Annotated in this window: 18 protein-coding genes and 2 pseudogenes; 10 read left to right on the top strand and 10 right to left on the bottom strand. The window is 39.0% G+C overall.

Annotation, left to right across the window (positions count from 1 at the left end; genetic code table 11):
- Positions 1-5: 5 nt before the first annotated feature.
- From ACFN7Z_RS13150 to nudC, 4 genes are all read right to left on the bottom strand, one after another.
- Positions 6-1,289, bottom strand: a complete 1,284-nt coding sequence (locus tag ACFN7Z_RS13150; protein ID WP_058952275.1) for an NAD(P)/FAD-dependent oxidoreductase — start codon at positions 1,287-1,289, stop codon at positions 6-8.
- A complete protein-coding gene (locus ACFN7Z_RS13155; RefSeq protein ID WP_058952276.1) occupies positions 1,286-2,272 on the bottom strand; it encodes an acyl-CoA desaturase in 987 nt (328 codons plus the stop codon). The genes ACFN7Z_RS13150 and ACFN7Z_RS13155 overlap by 4 nt, the downstream gene beginning before the upstream one ends.
- A gap of 136 nt (positions 2,273-2,408) precedes the next feature.
- Positions 2,409-2,957 (bottom strand): lipocalin family protein, encoded by a 549-nt coding sequence (locus tag ACFN7Z_RS13160; RefSeq protein WP_058952277.1) that lies wholly within the window; start codon positions 2,955-2,957, stop codon positions 2,409-2,411.
- Between the two features lie 227 nt (positions 2,958-3,184).
- On the bottom strand, positions 3,185-3,958 hold the full coding sequence (gene nudC, locus ACFN7Z_RS13165) for an NAD(+) diphosphatase (RefSeq protein WP_058952278.1): 774 nt from the start codon (positions 3,956-3,958) through the stop codon (positions 3,185-3,187).
- 383 nt (positions 3,959-4,341) lie between these two features.
- Between nudC and ACFN7Z_RS13170 the strand changes: the two genes are divergently transcribed.
- Together ACFN7Z_RS13170 and ACFN7Z_RS13175 are read left to right on the top strand one after the other, a co-directional pair.
- On the top strand, positions 4,342-5,865 hold the full coding sequence (locus ACFN7Z_RS13170) for a cryptochrome/photolyase family protein (RefSeq protein WP_058952538.1): 1,524 nt from the start codon (positions 4,342-4,344) through the stop codon (positions 5,863-5,865).
- 3 nt (positions 5,866-5,868) lie between these two features.
- Positions 5,869-6,003 (top strand): DUF2256 domain-containing protein, encoded by a 135-nt coding sequence (locus tag ACFN7Z_RS13175; protein WP_081316836.1) that lies wholly within the window; start codon positions 5,869-5,871, stop codon positions 6,001-6,003.
- 14 nt (positions 6,004-6,017) lie between these two features.
- Here ACFN7Z_RS13175 and ACFN7Z_RS13180 read toward each other — a convergent pair whose 3' ends face one another.
- The 4 genes and pseudogenes from ACFN7Z_RS13180 to ACFN7Z_RS13195 form a co-directional block, all read right to left on the bottom strand.
- On the bottom strand, positions 6,018-6,272 hold the full coding sequence (locus ACFN7Z_RS13180; protein ID WP_058952279.1) for a TIGR03643 family protein: 255 nt from the start codon (positions 6,270-6,272) through the stop codon (positions 6,018-6,020).
- Between the two features lie 201 nt (positions 6,273-6,473).
- Positions 6,474-6,659: pseudogene (locus tag ACFN7Z_RS13185) on the bottom strand (IS3 family transposase); the annotation flags it as partial.
- Between the two features lies 1 nt (position 6,660).
- Positions 6,661-7,092: pseudogene (locus ACFN7Z_RS13190) on the bottom strand (Arm DNA-binding domain-containing protein); the annotation flags it as partial.
- Between the two features lie 283 nt (positions 7,093-7,375).
- The gene (locus tag ACFN7Z_RS13195; RefSeq protein ID WP_026444370.1) at positions 7,376-8,098 is read right to left on the bottom strand and encodes a toll/interleukin-1 receptor domain-containing protein; all 723 of its coding nucleotides are present in this window, start codon (positions 8,096-8,098) and stop codon (positions 7,376-7,378) included.
- A 1,861-nt stretch (positions 8,099-9,959) separates the two neighbouring features.
- Here ACFN7Z_RS13195 and ACFN7Z_RS13200 point away from each other — a divergent pair.
- The 8 genes from ACFN7Z_RS13200 to ACFN7Z_RS13235 all read left to right on the top strand — a co-directional run bounded on the left by ACFN7Z_RS13200 (position 9,960) and on the right by ACFN7Z_RS13235 (position 20,887).
- A complete protein-coding gene (locus tag ACFN7Z_RS13200; protein WP_058952281.1) occupies positions 9,960-10,964 on the top strand; it encodes a hypothetical protein in 1,005 nt (334 codons plus the stop codon).
- 252 nt (positions 10,965-11,216) lie between these two features.
- Positions 11,217-12,785, top strand: coding sequence for a type I restriction-modification system subunit M (locus ACFN7Z_RS13205; protein WP_058952282.1), 1,569 nt, complete (start codon positions 11,217-11,219; stop codon positions 12,783-12,785).
- Positions 12,785-14,002 (top strand): restriction endonuclease subunit S, encoded by a 1,218-nt coding sequence (locus tag ACFN7Z_RS13210; protein ID WP_058952283.1) that lies wholly within the window; start codon positions 12,785-12,787, stop codon positions 14,000-14,002. Before ACFN7Z_RS13205 ends, ACFN7Z_RS13210 begins: the two co-directional genes overlap by 1 nt.
- Positions 14,003-14,010: 8 nt before the next feature.
- Positions 14,011-14,673, top strand: a complete 663-nt coding sequence (locus ACFN7Z_RS13215; protein WP_058952539.1) for an abortive infection protein — start codon at positions 14,011-14,013, stop codon at positions 14,671-14,673.
- 58 nt (positions 14,674-14,731) lie between these two features.
- The gene (locus ACFN7Z_RS13220) at positions 14,732-17,611 is read left to right on the top strand and encodes a type I restriction endonuclease subunit R (protein ID WP_395441923.1); all 2,880 of its coding nucleotides are present in this window, start codon (positions 14,732-14,734) and stop codon (positions 17,609-17,611) included.
- Positions 17,612-18,311: 700 nt separating this feature from the next.
- Positions 18,312-19,208, top strand: a complete 897-nt coding sequence (locus ACFN7Z_RS13225) for a hypothetical protein (protein ID WP_058952286.1) — start codon at positions 18,312-18,314, stop codon at positions 19,206-19,208.
- A gap of 118 nt (positions 19,209-19,326) precedes the next feature.
- Positions 19,327-19,521, top strand: a complete 195-nt coding sequence (locus tag ACFN7Z_RS13230) for an AlpA family transcriptional regulator (RefSeq protein WP_002047799.1) — start codon at positions 19,327-19,329, stop codon at positions 19,519-19,521.
- Between the two features lies 1 nt (position 19,522).
- Positions 19,523-20,887, top strand: a complete 1,365-nt coding sequence (locus ACFN7Z_RS13235; protein WP_058952287.1) for a DUF3987 domain-containing protein — start codon at positions 19,523-19,525, stop codon at positions 20,885-20,887.
- Positions 20,888-21,079: 192 nt separating this feature from the next.
- Here the strand turns inward: ACFN7Z_RS13235 and ACFN7Z_RS13240 are convergent, their stop codons facing one another.
- Together ACFN7Z_RS13240 and ACFN7Z_RS13245 are read right to left on the bottom strand one after the other, a co-directional pair.
- On the bottom strand, positions 21,080-21,262 hold the full coding sequence (locus ACFN7Z_RS13240) for a hypothetical protein (protein ID WP_395441927.1): 183 nt from the start codon (positions 21,260-21,262) through the stop codon (positions 21,080-21,082).
- A 34-nt stretch (positions 21,263-21,296) separates the two neighbouring features.
- On the bottom strand, positions 21,297-22,265 hold the full coding sequence (locus ACFN7Z_RS13245) for an IS30 family transposase (RefSeq protein ID WP_005804963.1): 969 nt from the start codon (positions 22,263-22,265) through the stop codon (positions 21,297-21,299).
- Between the last annotated feature and the right edge of the window lie 58 nt (positions 22,266-22,323).

Here is a 22,323-nt window from a genome sequence, read left to right on the forward strand (position 1 = left end):
TGCTCCTAGGCGGCCTGCTCGGCCTGTTTCAATAGCTGATCGACTACCCATGCAGCACTACGGGCACCATCCTCATGAAAGCCCCAGCCCCAATAAGCACCGCAGTAGGAGGTGCGGTTTTGGCCGTTGACCTCGGCCCAACGTTGTTGTGCCTCAATCGCGGCAGCATCAAATACTGGATGACGATAATATCGTTCTACCCATATTTTTTTCGGATCGAGGTTAAAGTTAGGATTGAGTGTGGCAAAGATTTGGGTTTTACAATTCAGGTTTTGCAACTGGTTCATCCAGTAACTGAAACCATAATGCATGCCACTATGCTGGAATGGAGTTGATTCGGTTGCACGACTAGGTGTCACATGTACATGCCAGCTGGCCCATTGGCGCCTGGATTTGGGCATGATATGAGTATCGGAATGCACCACCATATGGTTATCCTGATAACGAAACTTGCCAAGTACTTCCCGCTCTTGCGCTGACGGGTCTGTAAGTAAATTCAAGCTATCATCAGCATGGCTGGCAAAAATGACCCAGTCAAAACGTTCACTGCCCTGTCCAGTTTCAATCACTACATCATTGGCACTACGGGATACATGAAGCACACCTGTCTTGCGGAAAGTCATATTCGATTGGGCCTGAATGGCACGAACATAACGAGCTGATCCACCCTTGACCGTAAGCCACGAAGGTCGCTCTTTCAGCTGCAACATACGATGGTGCTGAAAAAAGCTCACCACAAATTTATACGGAATCTGTCCAGCTTGCTCTACTGGACAGGACCATAGCGCCCCGCACATCGGATAGAGATGTTCCTGACGAAAGGCTTCGGAATAGTCATGTCGATTGAGATATGCATCAATACTGAGCTGTGCATCGACCTGTTCAACATCAATATCTTTATTGGCCGCATAGAAACGGAACAGATCGGACAACATCGCGCGAAAATCTGCATTAAAAAAGTTTTGAGGTCGGAACAATAACGAGAATTTTTTTGAAGGATTGTACTGTAAGCCAGTGACCTGATTATTCACCGAAAAGCCCATGTCACTGCTTTGCGATTGAATCCCAAGTTCTTTTAGCATGGCGCAGAATAGCGGATAGTTATGCTCATTAAAAACAATAAAGCCACTGTCCACCGCAACCTGTTCACCATCGATATTCAGCTGATGGGTATCGGTATGACCACCAAAGTAGTTATTCTTTTCAAAGACTGTGACTTCATGCACTTTGCTGAGTTTCCAGGCAGCGTACAGACCGGAAATACCTGAACCAATAATTGCAATTTTCATGGTGATTCCTTTGAATGAATATTCGGAGTGCCGGTCTTGGCAGCTTTTTTCTGTTTTCGAGCCCGGGCAATTTTACTGACATCATAGACACGTGCCGGAATGGGCTTGAGTCCCCAGACCAGCCCGAACAAAGACATGAGTTTCAGCAGGTAATAGGTCACATCAATCTGCCACCAGTAAAAACCCTGCCGGGTACTGCCGGCATAATAATGGTGATTGTTGTGCCAGCCTTCGCCTAAGGTAATGATGGACAAAAACAAGTTGTTGCGGCTGTGATCATCCGTGTCAAAATCCCGGCTGCCATAATGATGCGCCAGTGAGTTAATACACAAAGTGGCATGGAGCAGTAACACAGTGGAGACCACAAATCCCCAGACCAGCAATTGTAGGCCGGAGGTACCAAGTTGCGGCCAGGTCATAGCTAGCCACTCCCCTAGCGCATAAATCCCGCCCGCGGTCAGCAGCACCACAATTAAACTGAAACGGTCCAGCCAGATCAGTTCCGGATATTTCATCCAATCTCTAATGACTTCTTTTCGCGTGGCAAAGTTATATTCATTTAAAAACCAGCCAACGTGGCTGTACCAAAAACCATGCGTGGAGGAATGCGGGTCTTGCAAGGTATCGGTATAGCGATGGTGATAACGGTGATGCGCCGCCCACCAGAGCGGCCCACGCTGCGCACTCATGGTACCCATCAGCACAAACAGGAACTGTACCAGACGCGAAGTCTGAAAAGTTTTATGTGACAGATAACGATGAAAAAAAGCGGTGATGGAAAACATGCGGATCAGGTAGAACGCCAGCATAAAGCCCAGCGCAAACCATGACACCCCCACCCAGAACACGGCGAGACAGGCCAGATGCAACAAAATAAAGGGCAAAATCCGGAGCCACTGAACCTGGCTGTTTTCAGCGGTCAGCGTTTCAGGCGATGTATGTATGGACCAGCTGTCTATCCATCGCATCAGGCTTTTCAACATGGACTCATCCTACTTTTAAGCGGTTGTCTTTATTCTATTTGATGAGTCTAATCAGTCAGATATGAATTTTATGTGAAGTGAAATAAAAAAAGCCGAACTGTAGAGAGACTAAGCAGTTCGGCAAAAGGGTAACAGATTAATGCGGCAATTTGATCAGTTTTGTGATGTCATAACCATAATATTTTGCTGTATCCAGATAGGACTGATAGGTGGCTTCATCCAGTTGCGGTTCGCGCGATAAAATCCACAGGTATTTGGTGCTCGGTCCACCGACCAGCGCCACTTTATATTCCGGATCCACGCGTAATACCCAGTAATGCCCTTTGGTAAACGGAATCCATCTTAAACCTGGCGGCAAAAAGCTGACCTTCAGTTTGCTGTTGCCCTGATTTTGCGAATAGGCCACCCCTTCAGAGCTAATCATTTCACCATTTTCAATCCGGCAGCTGTTTAAGACGCCTATGGTCTGATCGGCATTGACAGTGTATTGTGCCGAGATATCCGAGACACATTTACGCTGAAAATACATCGGTAAATGCGCAATTTCATGCCATTTACCCGCATACTGCCGGATATCCACCTGATTGACTGCCTGAGGGGCAACCGTTTCAGCCCGAGCAGTAAAGCTCAAGCTAATGATGGCCAGTGCTGTAACTGAAAAAACCGACTTGAATAGCATCTTCATTTTTAAGCCTTGTTTGATTTCAGGATTAGCATAACCCAGCTGAATGTGAACAAAGCGTGAAGATTAGATGCTGTGATTCAGTTTTTGTGGAGATGCCATTCGTTTATCCGCTAAACAATAATTAAGTCTTTAACATCGGAAAATTCAGGTTCTCGGGAATTACACCGATTGAAAATAAACTTCCTGATTTTTTTCTTAATTTAAGCAGTCAAACCAGACTGGTTAATTCAAAGCCATTCTTTGCTGTCATCGGCAACAGGTGTGCCATGCATCACATGCTGAATCATGGCATAAGCAATACTGCCCTTGAACGGAATCTCGGGTAACTGATCAAATTTGAAAAACCGCGCATCGCTGAGTTCATTTTCCTGAATCTGAATCTCGCCTGCATGATATTCGGCCTTGAAGGCCATCATCAGATTGCTAGGAAACGGCCACGGCTGGCTAGCCAGATATTGAATGTTTTTGATCTGTAGCCCCACTTCTTCCATCGTCTCACGGCGTACCGCCTCCTCCAGGGTTTCGCCCACTTCGACAAATCCGGCAATCAGGCTGTACATCTGGGTTTTGTTGCGGGCATTTTTTGCCAGCAGAATTTCATCTGTACCCCGAGTAATGATAGTGATCACACAAGGATTCACCCGCGGATACTGGTTATAGCCACAGGATGGACAGACCATGGCATAGTGACTGACGTGCTGCTGGGTGGCGTGACCGCATTTACTGCAAAAGCGGTGGTTACGGCGCCATTCCAGTAACTGTACCGCACGGCTGGCCTGTTCAAACTGCGGTCTGCTCCAGACTTGCACCAGTTGCCGGATTGGAACCAGCTGATAACCTTCCGGCACCGGTTCGTCTTCTTTCAGGTCACGAGCAATGATCTCGCCATTTTCCGACAGGTTTAGGTCGTGCTGCAGTCTTTCTACCTGCGGCAACTGAAAATGCTCATCCACTAGCAATTGCTGCTGTCTAAAAATATACGCTTTTGAATGCATGCTCATGACAATTCCCTGATTAAAAAAATCTCATACAGAGGGGTGTATGGGACAAAACTAAGGAAGCTCACATGGAGTAACTTCAAGCCAGATACTAGGCGTGAGCTACTTTAATTACAACCATAATAATTTTTATCTTTTTGATTAAAATCACATAATTTTCACACTACTCATGTATTAAGAAATCATGTAAAGCGAGTTTCATCAACTGGCTTTAGCATTGTAGGGATGAATATTTTGTTATAGCAGTACCCATCATTTCTGTGCGATGTCAGCGGGCCATCTGGTCGAGTTGGATTGATTCAACATGCAGAATGATCTTTATTTTCACAAAAAATTGAACTGTCTTGACTTACACTGCGCTATCTTTCATAGGGTCTGGAATGGCTATGCGTTTCGGTTTAATTCTGGGTGACCAGCTTCATCATCAGCTTGCTACGCTCAAAGCGCTAGATCGTATCAGGGATGTGATCCTGATGGCCGAAGTTGTTGAGGAAGCCACTTATGTCGCCCATCATCCGCAGAAAATTGCCCTGATTTTTAGCGCCATGCGTCATTTTGCCAAAGAACTCAAAGCAGAAGGCTGGCGTGTACGTTACCATGCTTTTAAATCTGATAGTCCGATTCGTAGCCTGCTGGATTTCGTAGAGTCACAACAGCAACTCTTACCAGTCACAGAACTGGTCATTACGCACTGCGGAGAATATCGTTTACAGCAGCAAATTGAACAGCATTGGAGCAAGCATCTGCAACTGCCAGTGCAGTGCCTGAATGATGAACGTTTTTTCTGTAGTCCAGAGCAGTTCCAGCACTGGGCCAGCCGCTACCAGACACTGCGTATGGAATATTTTTACCGGGAAATGCGCAAGCAAACCGGTTACTTGATGCAGGGACAGCAGCCGTTTGGAGAACAGTGGAACTATGACAGCGCCAATCGTAAGGCCTGGGCTGGCAATCCCCCTTTGCCTGCACCACTTCACTTTGAACACGATCAGATTGATCTGGATGTGCTTGAATTGGTTGAACGTGAATTTTCCCGTCACTCTGGCAGCCTTGACAACTTCCGCTGGGGCACCACACGTAGCAATGCTCTGCTTGCACTGGAGCATTTCATTACCCACAGTTTGCCACATTTTGGCGATTATCAAGATGCCATGGTTCAAGACTCAGACATGCTGTTTCACAGCCTGCTCTCACCTTATCTGAACTGTGGTCTGCTACTACCTAAAGAAGTCTGTGATGCGGCAGAAGCTGCATACCATGCCGGTCATGCACCACTGAATGCAGTGGAAGGTTTTATCCGACAAATTCTCGGCTGGCGCGAATATGTTCGCGGAATTTACTGGCTGTACATGCCAGAATATGCCAGCCGCAATGCACTGCAGCACTCAGCACCATTGCCACAATTTTACTGGACTGGCCGTACTCGGATGAACTGTATGGCTGAGTGTTTCCGTAATACTTTTCAGCATGCCTATGCACATCATATCCAGCGTTTGATGGTGACTGGAAATTTTGCCTTATTAACTGGTGTAGACCCGCAGCAGATCAGCGAGTGGTATCTGGCAGTCTATGCCGATGCCTATGAATGGGTAGAACTACCGAACACGCTGGGTATGGTGATGCATGCCGATAGCGGCTTGATGGCCAGCAAACCCTATGCGGCCTCGGGCAATTACATCCATAAGATGTCCGATTACTGTAAGCACTGTAGCTACAATGTCAAAACTCGCACCGAGCTAGATAGCTGTCCGTTCAATAGCCTGTACTGGTATTTTATGATCCGGAATGAGGCTAAATTTCGTACTCATCCACGTATGGGCATGATCTATCGACAGCTAGATAAACTTAAAGATCGGCATCAGATTATCAGCCATGCCCAGCAACTTCTTAGCCAGATCAATGAGTTATAAACGATGAAAAAACAGCATCTCCCTGAAAAAATCTGTATCTATTGTTTGCGCCCTTTTACTTGGCGCAAGAAATGGCACCGCTGCTGGGAGGAAGTACAATATTGTTCTGAACGATGTAAACGTGAGTCCAGACGGTAATCAAAATCAAACACTTAGAAACGCTTGTATTGGCGTGAACAATAGGCCCGTATCACATCAGGTAAACGCAGCTGCAGATGCTTGGTTTTTCGGCCTGTCACACGTGCACGCCACATTTTAAAGCTACTGGGTTTCATATTTTGCCGCATCAAGCGGATCACTGCCGCTTCGTTCAAACCAAACTCACATTGAATGGCTTCAAATGGGGTTCGATCCTCCCAGGCCATTTCGATAATTCTGGATAAGTCTTCTTCAGAAAATTGATTCATGCCATTCTCATTTTAATTACTATGAAGCTTCAATAAGTTCTATCAACTCATTTACATAACTTGAGTCAACTTTAATTCAACTAAAAGCATAATAATACGATCATGAATTTTTTGTGATTTTCTCTAGTTTACGGACTAAACACAAATAATAGGGCTAGTTAGACTTGGACTGCTCCCAGTATCCTAGACATTGAAGTAGCCTCATTTTGAAGCTGCCTCGAATGCTTCTGGACTCATCCCATCAAGATGCGAATGGCGCCTGATTCGATTATAAAACATCTCGATGTAATCAAACACATCCGCACGCGCCATTTCGCGTGCTTTATAAATTCTCTTTTTAATTCTTTCCTTCTTTAAGCTACTAAAAAAGGATTCTGCAACGGCATTATGTTCCTTTGGCCACAATTTCTTTTACTTTTGATGAAACCTGAAAGCGAGTAATTTCATCTAAAGGTAGCTCTAAAAAATCTTCAGTGATGTAGCCCAAACGGTATTTAACCGTGCTGATATATTTTTCACTAGACCACTGCGGACTCATTAATTCAAACCATTCATCACACACTTGTTTTAAATGATGTGAGACCTTTGATTTACCAGAAACTTCAGCTTTAAATTCCCGTGCAACTTTTCTTATTTCTTTACAGCCTACTTCGGGATATTCACCCAGTTGTTTCCTGGTCTGCTTTCCTTCAATTCGATATGAAAGTACCCATTTCTTTTTCCCAGTAGGAAAAACCTCAATAGAAAGCCCTTCCCCATCGGCTATTGAATATCGCTTTTCTTTTGGTTTAAGACTTTTAACTTGGATGTCTGTAAGCATTCTTGTTGTTACACGCGTGTCACTATTGTGTCACAAGTATATTTGATAGAAAGCAATTATCAATGACTTACAATAACGGACGCTGATAAACAACAGGCAGAAAAAAAGCCCTGATTTATTGCTAAACCAAGGCTTTTATTCACTTTTTTGATTAAACCTGATCATTAGCGATCATCTTTAATCGGTGGCGTCAATTAAACTAAACACATAAGCAGTTGATATAATTTAAAATAAATCTTATTCAACCAAACACCATACAAAATACCATACAAAAGCATTTTATTTAAATCGCAACTAACTCAGCTATTTTTTCCGCAACTATCTCCAACGTATCTTCAGATGTATCAAGACCACTTCTTGAAGCTAACATTGGACTGACATCTCTAAGTGCCTCGTACGTTGTATTATGTACAATTGGAATCAAACGGTTACCAGCTAGAAGAGTTGAAAGCTCTTTATCTGCTACACCTTCTTTAGGTAAGCGCGACAACAAAGCTGGTGTTACCAAAACGAGTCCAACTTTAGAATTAGCCAAACCTTTATCAATTGCTCTCATCATTGGAACACCCAAACCAAGGTCTTTTTCACTAAACCAAACTTTTACACCAGCAGCCTCTAGAAAATCGTGTAGTTGTTTAGCAGATTCCTTACGATCATCCCATGCATGGCATAAAAACACATCACGAAGGTCAGGCTGCTCAGAAGCTTTTTTCTCGATTACCTCTCTGACAGGTGTTAGGGATGTTACTTCATTTGTCGTATATACAAGAGAGGAGCCTGTTTTAGCCCAGCGAGGTTTTGAAACACTTTTTGAACTCCCACTGCCCCCAGCTCTACTAGAATCACTATAGGTGCTACTAGACCCATTATAAGAACTACCAGAACTATATGATGATGAGTAAGAATAACTACGAGAACGAGAACCATATCTGTTACGACATGCTGGGCAAGCCGCAGCAGCTGCAGCAGAACTATGGCCTCGAACAGGAGCTGTACATCTAGACATTTATTTTCCTTTTTTATGATTTATTCACATTTAGGTTTTAATTAAGCGATTAGCCTATTTTACAACATACTACTAACAAACTAAAAAATAAAAATAATTTTATGAATAACTTAACAAGCTGATATAGCTTCTTCGATTAAAATATCATTACCACAAAGAACAGCGAATTTAAATTATTAGCTTCTTTCAAAGACAAGGCTCGTCCCTAAGGGATCGAGCCTAATGCATTTGTTAACGCTCTTTGTTGAGCAGATGATTACGCCTGTACTGGCGGTTCAATTTTTTCATGCCGACTTAGGCCATATTCCATATCATATTTCTACTGCTAGGCAATAGTTTTATGCTTGTCTAATCTGGAAGAACAAGCCACGATTTTTTCATGCTGGTGTAGCATTATCCTGATTTAAGTCTCAGGCAAACCCGTATAAGTATATTTTCATCAGTGACCAAACTTCAGAATACTTACACTGTACCAATCTCGGCCTAGTCAGAGAGACCAATCCCCGACTGAGAAACACGACCAGTGTTCCATTAACCTTTCTTTTCTACATATTGTCCAACATGCTCACGCATGTGCCGACTCAAGTTTTCGCAATGAGCATCCCGACTGAAAAAAATCGAAATGTTTTAGGATTCGCTTTAAGCTAGCTATCTCATTTAATACAAATCTTACTATTAAGATTTGTATCACAATTTCCGCAAGTAAATACTTGCTTTATATGCGCTACTCACCATCGCTCCCACACTGAAAAAAATACAACAGACTTTTAACCAATTTAAGCCTTTTTATTCAGTGCTTCCCAAGTTATTTCAAAAGTGTCTTAATGTGCAGACCGTTTATCCTCTCGCCTGTATACATGCTTCCTGTTTCCCCCGACCGTAGTTCCTTAAAAAATATCGGGATATGATGTATACACAACTTTGTAAAGGGTAAAACTCTTACACTCCAATCAGCATCTATCGATTAATGCCGTTACACGTTTAAGCTATCCAGCGACCCATTCAGCTTGCGCAAAATGGTGCCAGCTTTTCCAGCGTTAGCCTCAAAGCCCTAGTACCTTACGGCACTCTCAGCAGCCATCGTGATTGGAAATGAGCATACTTTTCCAAGTAAATAAACTTGTTCGATCAAGCATACACATTCAGCTATTAACGGAGACTATCGCACATCCTATGCTGCTCCTAACTGTATCACTTTGAACAGGGTTTCAATGTTCCACTATTTTCATAATTTCACACCTAACTTGGCTATTACTAACCAAATGACCATTTCACGATAAATCGCTTATAGGCTCCCGTTTCCTTGTCGCCCAACCACTTTTTATTTGCTTGGAACTCTTAAAAAGTGAATGAACGGATAGAAAAAGGATATTGCAATCCTCTAGCCCCCGTTGCAACGTACCGAGCGAGGTTTCCCCAGCAGTCCGCTACATCGGCAGTATGAAGATGGTTAGTCTTATACTCAGGGCAATATGTATCAAAGTTTTTGAATGGTGGTCAGCCATTCAAACAACTTCAAAAAAAGAAAGTTGGAATGGATGGTCAATCCACAATTCGATTGATATGCCGTCATATTACCAGAATAAATTTAATATATCAATATTATTGATATATTATTTAAACAAGTATAAGATTTGCTGATTAAGTTTCTTAATGCGCACTAGGAACTACTTTATTGTCACCTTACAACGTGAGGTGACAGTGCTAGCGCAATTTGATCAATGCTGATTGCTGACGCGTTCAGCAAAATGGGAAATGTAGAGAAAATTATTGTTGATGAACAATTCAAAAATGAATGAAAAAATTTGGATTTAGGTGGATTGTTGATTGACATTAAAAGTGCATAGTTGGATGACGTAGAATGATTGATTACAGCCCCCACACAAAATACACCGCACAAAAAATTCAAGATAAGGTCACAAGAGGATCATATTTTTACTGCAAATTTATAGTGCAAACTGAGTTAGGTAAAATTGATATTGAAAAGATTATTCATAAATTAACCGAACGATATTCATTAAATTTAACCAGTCGGCAAAGAACATATCGACTAAAACAAGGATTACCTGTTGCTGATCTCATTGTTCAAGACATTCTTTATAAAGATGCATGGTTATTTGTCTTGTTGATCAAAACCCCTAATAGCCATCGTCACAGCAAAGAAACCATAGGCAAAGTGACTTCAACAACCATATCAGCATATACATCAAAAGATAAAATTGCTGAACTTGAACCTGTCATCTGGGACAAAATTACAGTCGGGCAAGAATTAACTTTTATCCGTCAATACTATAAAGACAATGAACAATTTAATTTCATATTGAATAAACCTTATCTATGCTTAGATTTTGGGAAATGTGAGGCTGAATTAGTACGGTTAAGCCATAAAAAGTATGCTGAACATCAGACTAAGTTTTACCGTAAAAATAATAAGAATTTCTCATGGACGTGGAGATTTAAGAAATCTGAAATAGAGAAACAAAAAAAAGAATTAACCCAAATTCTCAATCGAGTGATTTCCCAAAAAGATCAGACTAAGGCGCTCAATGATCTTCTTGCATGGCAGAATTATTTTAAAGTTTATGCAGTATTCAGAGGCAATCGACAGCAGGCGGGACGTTTATATACCTTCGGGAAACTATTCTTTTTCAGTCGGAAAAGACAACGATGGGATCAAGCACAAATGCCTGTGATGGACTTAACAATAATCGCGCGTTATGAAACCTATGCGGATTCTTATACTGAGTATTGTATGCGTAGATATTTTTATGAATCCTTTGAAGCAGAGCTTCCACGTGAAATTTCAAAAACTCAAGATTGGACATTAATTAATGCGTATATTGATGTTGAATATAACCAACTTTAACAAACCGTCTTGTTATTTATTTTACTTATAACTATTTTTTCAAACATCTGTAATTTTGATATAAGCCTTAATTTAAATTATGATAGTTGAGCCTGTTAATCTTTTAAAATCCAAATAAAACCTTATATATCAATATTATTGATATACATTTAGTGCGACAAATTTTGTCTTTCTATTTCCAATTTTGCTGAAAAAACTTTAATTTTCGGTACACTAGTCATGTTTTATTCATTTCATCGGACATGCATAACAATGACCCAAGTACAACTGCAACAATTACAAAAACAACTTTGGAATATTGCCAATACTTTGCGCGGCACCATGGGCGCCGATGAATTCCGTGATTACATTCTGGGTTTTATTTTCTTTAAATATTTATCAGAAAAATCGGTGAACTTTGCCAATGAATTGCTCGATGGTGAGGAGGTCAGCTTTTTAGAATTAGATGAAAATAATGCTGAGCATGTGCCATACATCGAAGAAATTAAAAAGAATGCCATTGCCGAAGTCGGTTATGCGCTCACACCCAAACAGCTATTCCATACCTTAGCCGAGCGTGGTCGTCAGGGCGAATTCATTCTGGATGATTTAACTGCGACCTTAAAATCGATTGAACAAAGCACGTTAGGTACTGACTCTGCCGATGACTTTGCCAACCTGTTTGAAGATTTGGATCTAAACTCGACCAAGCTCGGCAATAATGCCAGTGACCGTAATGCACTGGTGGCGAAAGTCCTGAGTCATTTAGATGATATTGATTTTGATATTAGTAATACCGAAGCCGATGTACTGGGCGATGCCTACGAATACCTGATTGGTGAGTTTGCCTCAGGTGCGGGCAAAAAAGCAGGAGAATTCTATACCCCGCAAACGGTATCGACTCTACTGGCAAAGATTGTCACCCAAGGCAAAGCGCGTTTACGTTCAGTCTATGACCCGACCTGCGGTTCAGGTTCGTTATTGCTGCGGGTAAAACGTGAAGTGAAAGATGTCGATATGATTTACGGTCAGGAGATGAATCGTACTACTTACAACTTGGCGCGAATGAACATGATTCTGCATGATGTGCATTTTGCCAAGTTTGATATTAAGCAGGAAAATACTTTAACTCGTCCGCAGCATTTAGATAAAAAGTTTGATGCGGTGGTGGCGAATCCGCCATTCTCTGCAAAATGGTCTGCCGATCCGTTATTTTTACAAGATGAACGCTTTGCTGCGTATGGCAAACTGGCGCCAAGTTCTAAAGCCGATATGGCGTTTGTACAGCACATGCTGTATCAACTGGATGACAACGGCACCATGGCGGTGGTGTTACCGCATGGCGTCTTGTTCCGTGGTTCGAGCGAGGGTGTAATTCGTCAGTATTTGATTGAACAGATGAACGTGGTGGATGCAATTATTGGTTTACCCGCCAATATTTTCTATGGCACTTCAATTCCGACCTGTATTTTGGTGTTGAAGAAAAGCCGTGAGCAGAGCGGCAATATTCTGTTTATTGATGCCAGCAATGATTTTGAAAAGCAGAAGAACCAAAACAAGTTATTGCCTGAGCATTTGGATAAGATTGTTGCGGCATTTGAAAAGCGTGAAAATATTGAAAAATACGCTCATGTAGCAACTTTACAGGAAGTCAAAGATAACGATTACAACCTCAATATTCCGCGTTATGTGGATACTTTTGAAGCGGAAGCCGAAATTGATTTAGATGCGATTGCAAAACAGCTTCAAGCTTTGGAACACGACAGCCAAAAGACCGATGCCATCATTGCAGATTTCTGCAAAGAGCTAGGCATTGTTTCACCTTTTGCGGAGGTGAAGTAATGGCTGTACCTAAGTTAAGATTTAAAGAGTTTGATGGGGATTGGTTTCAATCTAAAATTGGAGAAATTTTTCAAGTTACTTCTGGCTCTACACCATTGCGCAGTGATAACCGTTTTTTTGAAAATGCTGATATCGCTTGGGTTAAAACAACTGATTTAAATAACGGTTTAATCGAAAAAACAGAAGAGAAAATTTCTCAAATAGCTTTGAAAGAAACATCTGTAAAAATATTACCTAAGGGGACTGTTTTTGTAGCCATGTATGGTGGTTTTAATCAAATCGGTCGGACTGGGCTTTTAGTACATGAGGCTGCCTGTAATCAAGCATTATCAGCGATTTATCCTAACGAAAAAATTGATTCGTATTTTCTTCTAACCTTTCTAAACCATAAGGTTGATGATTGGAAAAACTTTGCAGCTAGTAGCCGTAAAGATCCAAATATTACGAAAAGTGATGTACTAGCTTTTCCACTTAAATATCCAGTAAAAGAAGAACAAACCAAAATCGCTTCTTTTCTTTCCGCAGTCGATGAAAAGATCAGCCAACTCACGCAAAAACATCAGCTACTCAGCCAATATAAACAAGGCATGATGCAAAAGCTGTTTAGCCAGCAGATTCGTTTTAAAGCGGATGATGGTAGTGAGTTTGGGGAGTGGGAGGAGAAAACTCTGGGCAGCCTTGGGGTTTTTAAATCTGGGCAGGGTTTTCCAGAAAAATACCAAGGTGGAAAAACAGGCGTTCCTTTTTTCAAAGTTTCAGATATGAATACTTATGGTAATGAAAAAAGAATGGTTGTGGCCAATAATTATGTTGATGCTGATTCAATACTAGAGATGAAAGTGAAGGTAATACTTGATGAGTCTATTATTTTTGCTAAGGTTGGGGCTGCTGTCTTTTTAGAACGTAAACGTTTGGCGACTAATTTTTTAATAGATAACAACATGATGGCTTTTACACCTGATCCAAAATTGAATATAAATTTTATTAAGCAATTTTTAGATACTATTAAGTTTTCTAATTTTGTTCAGGTGGGAGCTCTCCCTTCTTATAATGCTGGTGATCTAGCTATCATTCCAATTCATATTCCATGTGTTGTTGAACAAACTAAAATTGCTAACTTTTTATCTGCAATTGATCAAAAAATTGATATGGTCGCACAGCAAATTGAACAAACCAAACAATGGAAAAAAGGCTTGTTGCAGCAGATGTTTATATAGGTTTTGTTATGAAAAAATCCAGAGAACTTATAGCACTACATTCATCTAAACATAAATGGTTGCAAGATTTAGAAAGATTATTAAATCAAATTGATCAACAAACTAATCAGTGTGGAGATACACTGATTGAATGTAGTAAATCATTTATAGAAGCGATAGCTAAAAATATTATTTTAAAACTTAGACCGTATGAAAACGCCAAGGATATTAATTTATTGGATTTAGGGCGCTTGTTTAAAAAAGCTAAGGAGTGCATTTACGAACATTCAGCAATTGAAAATGTAATGCCAAAAAGCGACATAGAAAATTATTTTTCAGCACTTAATCAATGGATACGTTTTCTGGGGGAGATGAGAAATAATGTTGGTGAGATATCTCACGGCAAAATTCTTCCAAAGAGTTATTCAGTTGGAGTGGAATTAGCTCAGATTATTGCACAAACAACAGATCGATTATCATATATATTGCTTCTTCTTCTACTTAAAATTGATCTCTCTTACACACAAAGTTACCGTTACGAGGACTATCTTGAATTTAATGATTTTCTTGATGAGCAATTTGAATTACCTAGTGGTTTAAGTTATAGCAAGGCATTGTTTGAGCAAGATTATGATGCGTACTCAGAAGAGTTAGATAATTATCTTGATGCGCAAGGTATCGAAGTTGCTTAAGTTCTTGATTATAGATAATAAAGATTGAAGTGTATAATTTAAAAGATTAGAGGGTGAAATGACAGCACAAAGCGAATACCAACTTGAAAATGAACTGATTGGCCAGCTCAAACAACTGGGTTATGCCTCAGTCACGCTCAAGGATGAAAGCCAACTACTGTCTAACCTCAAAACCCAAGTCGAACGCGCCAATGGACTTGCGCCCCTGTCAGAAACGGAATGGAAACAGGTCATCAGTTTTTTAAATACGGGCACAGTATTTGAACGGGCCAAGAATCTGCGTGATCTTTTCCCGGTCAAATTTGATGATGGTACAAGCAAACACATCTTTTTCCTGTCTGATGACCCAAGCAAAAACATCTATCAGGTGACCAATCAAATTACGATTGACCACCGCGACTATAACGGCCGTACCAGCCGTTTTGATGTGACTTTACTGGTCAATGGTCTGCCTTTGGTACAGATCGAGCTGAAAAAACGCGGCATGGAAATTGCCGAAGCCTTTAATCAAACCCAACGCTATATTCGTGAAGCCTATTGGGCAGGGCAAGGGCTGTTTGGTTTTATTCAGCTTTTTGTGATTAGTAATGGTGCCAATACCCGTTATTACTCCAACGGCACCACAGGCATCGAGTTTGCCTTTCCCTGGGCCGATGTCCATAACAAACACATCAATGAAATTGTCGACTTTGCCGAAGATTTTTTCAATCATCAGCATCTGACCCAAATGCTGACCCAGTACATGGTGCTGCTAGAAACCACCAAAAGCCTGATGGTGCTGCGTCCCTATCAGATTTATGCGGTACAGAAAATTGTGGAGCATGTGCAAAACTCCGATCAGAACGGCTATATCTGGCATACTACAGGTTCAGGCAAAACCCTGACCTCATTTAAAGCCAGTCAGATCATCATGCAAATGCCTGATGTGGAAAAAGTCATGTTTGTGGTGGATCGTAACGACCTCGATACGCAAACCTCACGCGAATTTAATGCTTTTAAAGCCGACAGCGTGGACAGCACCGATAACACATCGACCTTGGTGAAACAGCTGGATCAACGTCATGACAAACTGATTGTGACCACCATCCAAAAACTCAATCGAGCCATCAGCACCGACCGTTATTTAGAATCGATTGATTATCTTAAAAATAAAAAAGTGGTTTTTATCTTTGATGAATGTCATCGCAGTCAATTTGGTGAGACTCATCAGAACATCAAAAAATTCTTCAGCAATGCCCAAATGTTTGGTTTTACTGGTACGCCTATTTTTGAAAAGAACAGCCAAAGCAAAGCAGGTTTAAAACTCACCACAGATTACCTGTTTAATGCGTGTTTGCATAAATACGTGATTGTCGATGCGATCCGCGACCGTAACGTATTGCAGTTCCAAATTGATTATCGTGGCAAATACACCGCCAAAGGCATGGCGACGAATGACAGTTATGAGGAAGATGTAGAAGGCATTGATACCAAAGAACTGTATGACAATCCGCAACGCTTAGAAATGATTGCCCGCTACATTGTCAATATTCACGATACCAAAACCCGTAATCGTGAATTTACCGCGATGTTCTGTGTCAGTTCGGTCGAAACACTGACCCAATATTACGACATCTTTGAAAAAGTGCAGGCTGATAAGCAAATTGAAGATGAAGCACAAGGTCGGATATTTAAACCGTTGACCATTGCCACCATCTTTTCCTATGCTGCAAATGAGGCTGTACCGACTGATGACTTAACTGGCTTGATTCACGAAGAAGCCGCAGATATTCCAAGTCAGGTCAATTCATCCAGTCGGGATAAGCTGGATCGCTACATTGCGAATTACAATCGACAGTTTAAAACCAACTACAATTCTGGTGATCAATTTTATGCGTACTACCGCGACATTGCACAGCGCGTAAAAAACAGACAGATAGATATTCTAATCGTGGTCAATATGTTCCTCACGGGCTTTGACTCTAAGCCGCTAAATACCTTGTATGTCGATAAAAACCTAAAATATCATGGCTTGATTCAAGCATTCTCACGCACCAACCGTGTCTATAACGATAAAAAACCATTTGGCAATATCATCTGTTTCCGCAACCTGAAACGCGCCACAGATGAAGCACTGGCGCTATTTTCCAATAAAGAAACGACCAAGATTGTACTTGTTCCCAGCTATGCGGAAATCGAACAGGATTACCAAGCAGCGGTGAGCAAATTGTTTGCCTTAACGCCCAATTACCAATCAGTCGATGATCTTGTCACTGAAGAACTGCAACTCGAATTTATTAAAGCTTTCCGTGAAGTGATGCGCTATAACGCGCAATTACAAACTTTTATTGAATACGATCAAGACCAAACACAACTTGATAAGCAGCACTTTGCAAACTTCGCCTCTAAGTATGCTGACCTATGTCGTGCCGTTAGAAAAACCACCAAGAGAGACAAAGTATCGGTACTGGATGATGTCGATTTTCAACTGGATTTACTGCATAGTGATCGCATTAATGTTGGTTATATCATCAACCTGCTACAGCTTGTTGTTGATACAGACTCAGAGGACAAGCGTAAGAAGTACCAAGCGCAAATTTACGATTTAATCAGTAGCGATATTAGCTTGCACGATAAGCAAGACCTCATTCAAAAATTCATTGAAGAAAACATGCCGAAGATGATCAATGGGCAGAGCGTCCAAACGGCTTTTTCTGAATTCTGGGATGCTGAAAAAGAACAGGCCTATCAGCATCTTTGTAAAGAAGAAAACCTGAAACCAGAAGCCATGAAGCAGGTTCTGGAGCATTATGAGTTCACCAAACGCCTACCACGTAAAGAAGAGTTGAAGGACTTACCAAACTATAAGGTTAAGCTGTTTGAGCGGGAGAACGTGTTTAGCAATTTGCTGGTCAAGACACGCCAGTTGATTGAGAAGTTTTATACTGGTTTTAATTAAATAATACACTTCAAAATGTGACTTTATTTCCAGAGAGTAAGCAGTGAAATTAGACTATATAGCAGGAACCGTGATCACTCATGATTAAAAATATGGATTCTTTCAAGCTGTCCTATGTGTATTTCTTTCCAGTGGTCTTTTTCCCATTTTTGAATATCTATCAATTTAGAAATGATCCAGATATTAAATCTTGGTTATTTAGAAATTTACTTGTCAGTTTTATAGTTATTTTGATCCCACTTTTTCTTACTTTAAGCATGATGATTACCAAGGTTTTATACAAAGATCAGGATAAAAATACAGAATATCGCTCAATAGGTTTGGGTTTGCTATGTTGTACATTTCTGACAGGAAGCAACTATTACCAATTTCAAAAATTTACAGTAGGAACAGACCTATCCATTGACTATTACCGAATGGTCATGATGATAAGTTTTCTAATCGCTTGTTTTATATCAAGTCTGTATTTCACATTGAAATATAAAAGATATTCACAAAAATACTCGGTTGATTTTAATGTAAAAACAATGAGATTTATGACGAGTACTGCCATCCCCTTCTTTATATCAGTAACTACTTTTTTTGTTGTTTAAATCATCAAAGTGTTAAACATGTTGGTAAGCAAGATGAATTTACAGCTGAGTAGTTTTCATACTTAACAATAAGGGTTTCTCTAATTTATAAGTTAAAGGGCGATATTATGAAAAATGGTGAACTGGAAAAGTTATTGACACCACCTGAAATAATTAGTGATCAACATAAAGATAATATTATAAAGTTAAATGAATATAACAATAAGTTAAAAATTTATCTAGTTGAAAACTATTTTAAAAAACCTGATATTTTATTGATTTATTTAAAGAAAATTGGGGCTGAAAAAATAATTAGCATTAGTGAGAATATTGAACTATTGCACAGAATATTCAGTAATATAGTTTTTTTTGATTATTTTAAGGAGAGTGAGCTTTGTGTGGCTGATCTAATTAAGATATTAACTATTTGTAATAATTCATCTGAATACTTTATTAATAGAATTAAGAATGAAGAAGAAATTATTAATAAAAAAATAAAAAAGCTAGAAGTCGTTTTTAAAAGTTTTATAGATAATGCAGAAGAACTTTATGATTTTGAGTTTTGGTTTAATGATAGAGCAATAAAAAATTTAGGAGAGATATTAAATATTATTGCACCTAATGATTTTGATAAAGAAGAGGAATTACTCAACTTGGAAATAGGCGACAAAATAAAATCCCTTGTAGTTTTTGAGAAAATTTTTGAAAATTACTATCAAGATGTAAAAAATATGTATGAAAGTAAAAGAGAATTAAATCCAAAAGAAAAAAACATAAATATTAATTATTTTGTTAGGGAGTTAAGGAATATTTTTGAATCTGGAAATAAAATAGAAATTCCCAATGAAATTATTTGCGAGCTGGTTTCTCTAATATTCGATAAACAGATGGATGATACTCAATTGAATAATATCCTTAAAAATTCTAATAAAAATATTTCAAATACTAGCTATACATTACAGTTTACAACGAAAGAAAATAATATTGAAGAAAGGGAATATATAAAAACCAAAAATTGCTTATAGTTTTTCTTGCACTATGTCAAGGTTATCTATGCCTGTTTTTTTTGTGGGTTTAAGAGCATTACTCTTTTTTTGATTATTTATAAAAATGCATGTATCTACTTTTTACATGAGAATTGAAATGCTAAAGACAAAAAAAGAAGTCTGCGAATTATTGAGTCTTACACGTGATGGTCTGACAAAGTTACAACAGAAAGATCCATCATTTCCTCGACCTATAAAATTTTCAAAAGAACGTCAAGCTCATGCATATTTTGATATTAAAGAGCTACAGGAGTGGCTTGAGTTAAAAAAATCTGAAAGAGAGGAATATTAAAATGAGTAATATTCTTTTATCTGAATTATCTAAAGACCAATTGATTGAAAAATTTGAAGAATATCCAATTTATGCCTTTCCAAAAATAATTGCTAATGCGATTCAAAAATCTGCTTTTTATCATCATGTTCCTGTTGCAGTCGCAGCTCAAACATATTTAGCTCAAATGTCATTTATCGCACAAAAATTTATTAATGCGCCAAGCGATAAAAAAGAAAGTGGACAGCCGGCAAGTCTAGCTGTATTGACAGTTTTTGCTTCAGGTGAAGGAAAAGATGTATGTAAAGATGATGCTGCAAAAATTGCAATCGAAGTCGATAATACGAATATGCAAAATTATAATGAAGAAATAATCGCATGGAAAATAGCACATCAAAAAAACAAAGGTGAACGTCCGATTAGTCCTCAATCAATTTTTGTAAGAGCAACCACGCAAGGTGTATTAAAGCATATGAGTATTAGCCCTTCTTCGAGTTTTATTTGGAGCACGGGCGAAGGCGGTTATTTGTTTGGCGGTTATTCTTTGCAAAGTGATACGAAATCAGATGCTTTAAGCACATTAACAGATTTAGTTGATCGAGGATCAGTAACTACAAATTTAGGGGGTGATGATAGTACTCTTGTTATGAATAAACGCTTTTGTTTGGATATAGCGGTTCAAGACGTCGTTGCACGACCATCTCTTGAAAATGAAATGTGTAAAAAACAAGGTTTTTTTGCAAGATTTTTATTTGCTGCACCTGAATCATTGCCTTTTAAGGAAATCACAAAAAATAATCGTAAATTAAAGTCTTATGATGATAATGATATAAATATGTATTGGAGCTTATGTCGGGAACTGCTTGACCCAATAAATTTAGCTATTGATACAGCTAAAAGACAAGTTATTATGAAAAATGACGAAGCTGATGATATTCATATTGAATATGAAAATTATATTAATTTTGAATCTCAAAAAGATGGTTTATATTATTCTATTCAAGCAAATGCAAAACGAACAAAACAATATGTTTTAAGAGTTGCGGCTATTCTTTCTTTTTTTGAATCTAAAAATATAATTGATGCCAAAATCATGAGAAATGCTATTGATATATGTAAGTATTCTCTAAATCAATGGCTAATATATTATAATAAGGGTGAAAAAACAGATAGTGAGATACTATTCTCTTGGATTAAAGAGCAATATAAACGTGGAAATAAAGTAATTTTAAAATCTAGCATTAATCAAAATGTTAGGAAAGTAAAAACTGCTCAATTAAGAGATGCAGCCCTAAAATACTTAATCGAAGCTGATTATATCAATATTGAAGAAATCGGAAAAAAAGAATATATCTCATTGACTAATAAAGCTCTTGAGAACATCTAAATTGCCTAAAACAACTAAAATATATACATGGTAAGGCTTTGACCGTAGATTGTAATATCTAATGAAGTCTAAATTGTCTAATGCTCAATTTGAGCTTAGACAATTTAGATCATATTAGACCATAGAATTCAGAATGTAAAACTAGAGTAGATATAGCGCCAATAAGATTTTAGACAAATAGATCACGTCGCTCTAAGATGCTAAATCATTTTCATCTTTCAACATATCAAGAATAAATAATTTTAATTGAGATACCTTAACTTTGTCAGAAGTCAAAGTATTTAAATTATCGATGACATCAAATTGCTCAGTATCAAAATTAAAATGTTGATTATTTATTAATGCATCCAAATAATCTGCCCAAATTTGCATCATTTTAGTTCTTTGTTTCAAATAAAGAGCGGCGAATTCAAACATGAGGTGCGACAGTTTCAAAAGCCATATGATAATCAACAAGCTGAGCAAATTTCTCTAATGGTGTAAGCCAATCTAACGCCTTTCTAGGACGAGTATTCAGTGACATGGCAACTTGATTTAAATAATGCTGATCTGCCTGATTTAAATCAATCCCTTTAGGTAAATATTGCCTAATTAAACCATTCATATTTTCGCATGTGCCTTTTTGCCAAGGTGAATGTGGGTCACAGAAATATACATCTATGCCTAAATCTTCTTCGAGTATTTTATGTTCTGACATCTCGCGTCCACGGTCATAGGTCAACGTTTTACGCAGTTCTGCAGGTAAATATTTCAGAGCTTCAGTTAAAGCCTTGCGCACTGATTCTGCCTTTGCATCAGGTAATGTTGCCAAGATACAGAGCCGTGTATTTCGTTCAATAAGTGTTGCTATCGAACTTTTATTGTCTTTACCTTTAATTAAATCAGCTTCCCAATGACCCGGTATTTTTCTTTCTTGAACTTCGGCTGGGCGCTCATGAATAGTTTTAATATCCTGTAATATAGAATCTTTTTTAGGTTCACCGTTAGCTTTTCGCTTTTTATTTTCATGACGCAGACAGGATAATAAGTCTTTTTTCAACTCACCCTTGGGTAATGCTCGTATCGTTGAATAAATCGTTGTATGGCTTACATTCATTGTTTGATCCAAATCAGGAAATGTCTTTAAACGCTTTGCTATTTGCTGAGGAGACCATAAACAACGGATCGCTTCAACAATAAATTTCCAGAGGATTGAATCGATTTTGAGTTTTCTGTGACCACGTCTACGTCTAGCGAAGGTGTTATCAGAAGCATATCGAGCTTGATAAACGTCATTGATGCTATTTCTTTTAAGCTCACGATAGATCGTACTAGGATGTCTTTTAATGAGTTCAGCAAATTTTCTGGCTGAAAAGCCTTCTTTTCTTGACTCAAGCATTAATGCAGTACGATCTTCAAAGTTAAGATGATGGTATGACAATTTTATATACTCCATA

The organism is Acinetobacter sp. P1332, assembly GCF_044057475.1.
Lineage (GTDB): Bacteria > Pseudomonadota > Gammaproteobacteria > Pseudomonadales > Moraxellaceae > Acinetobacter > Acinetobacter johnsonii.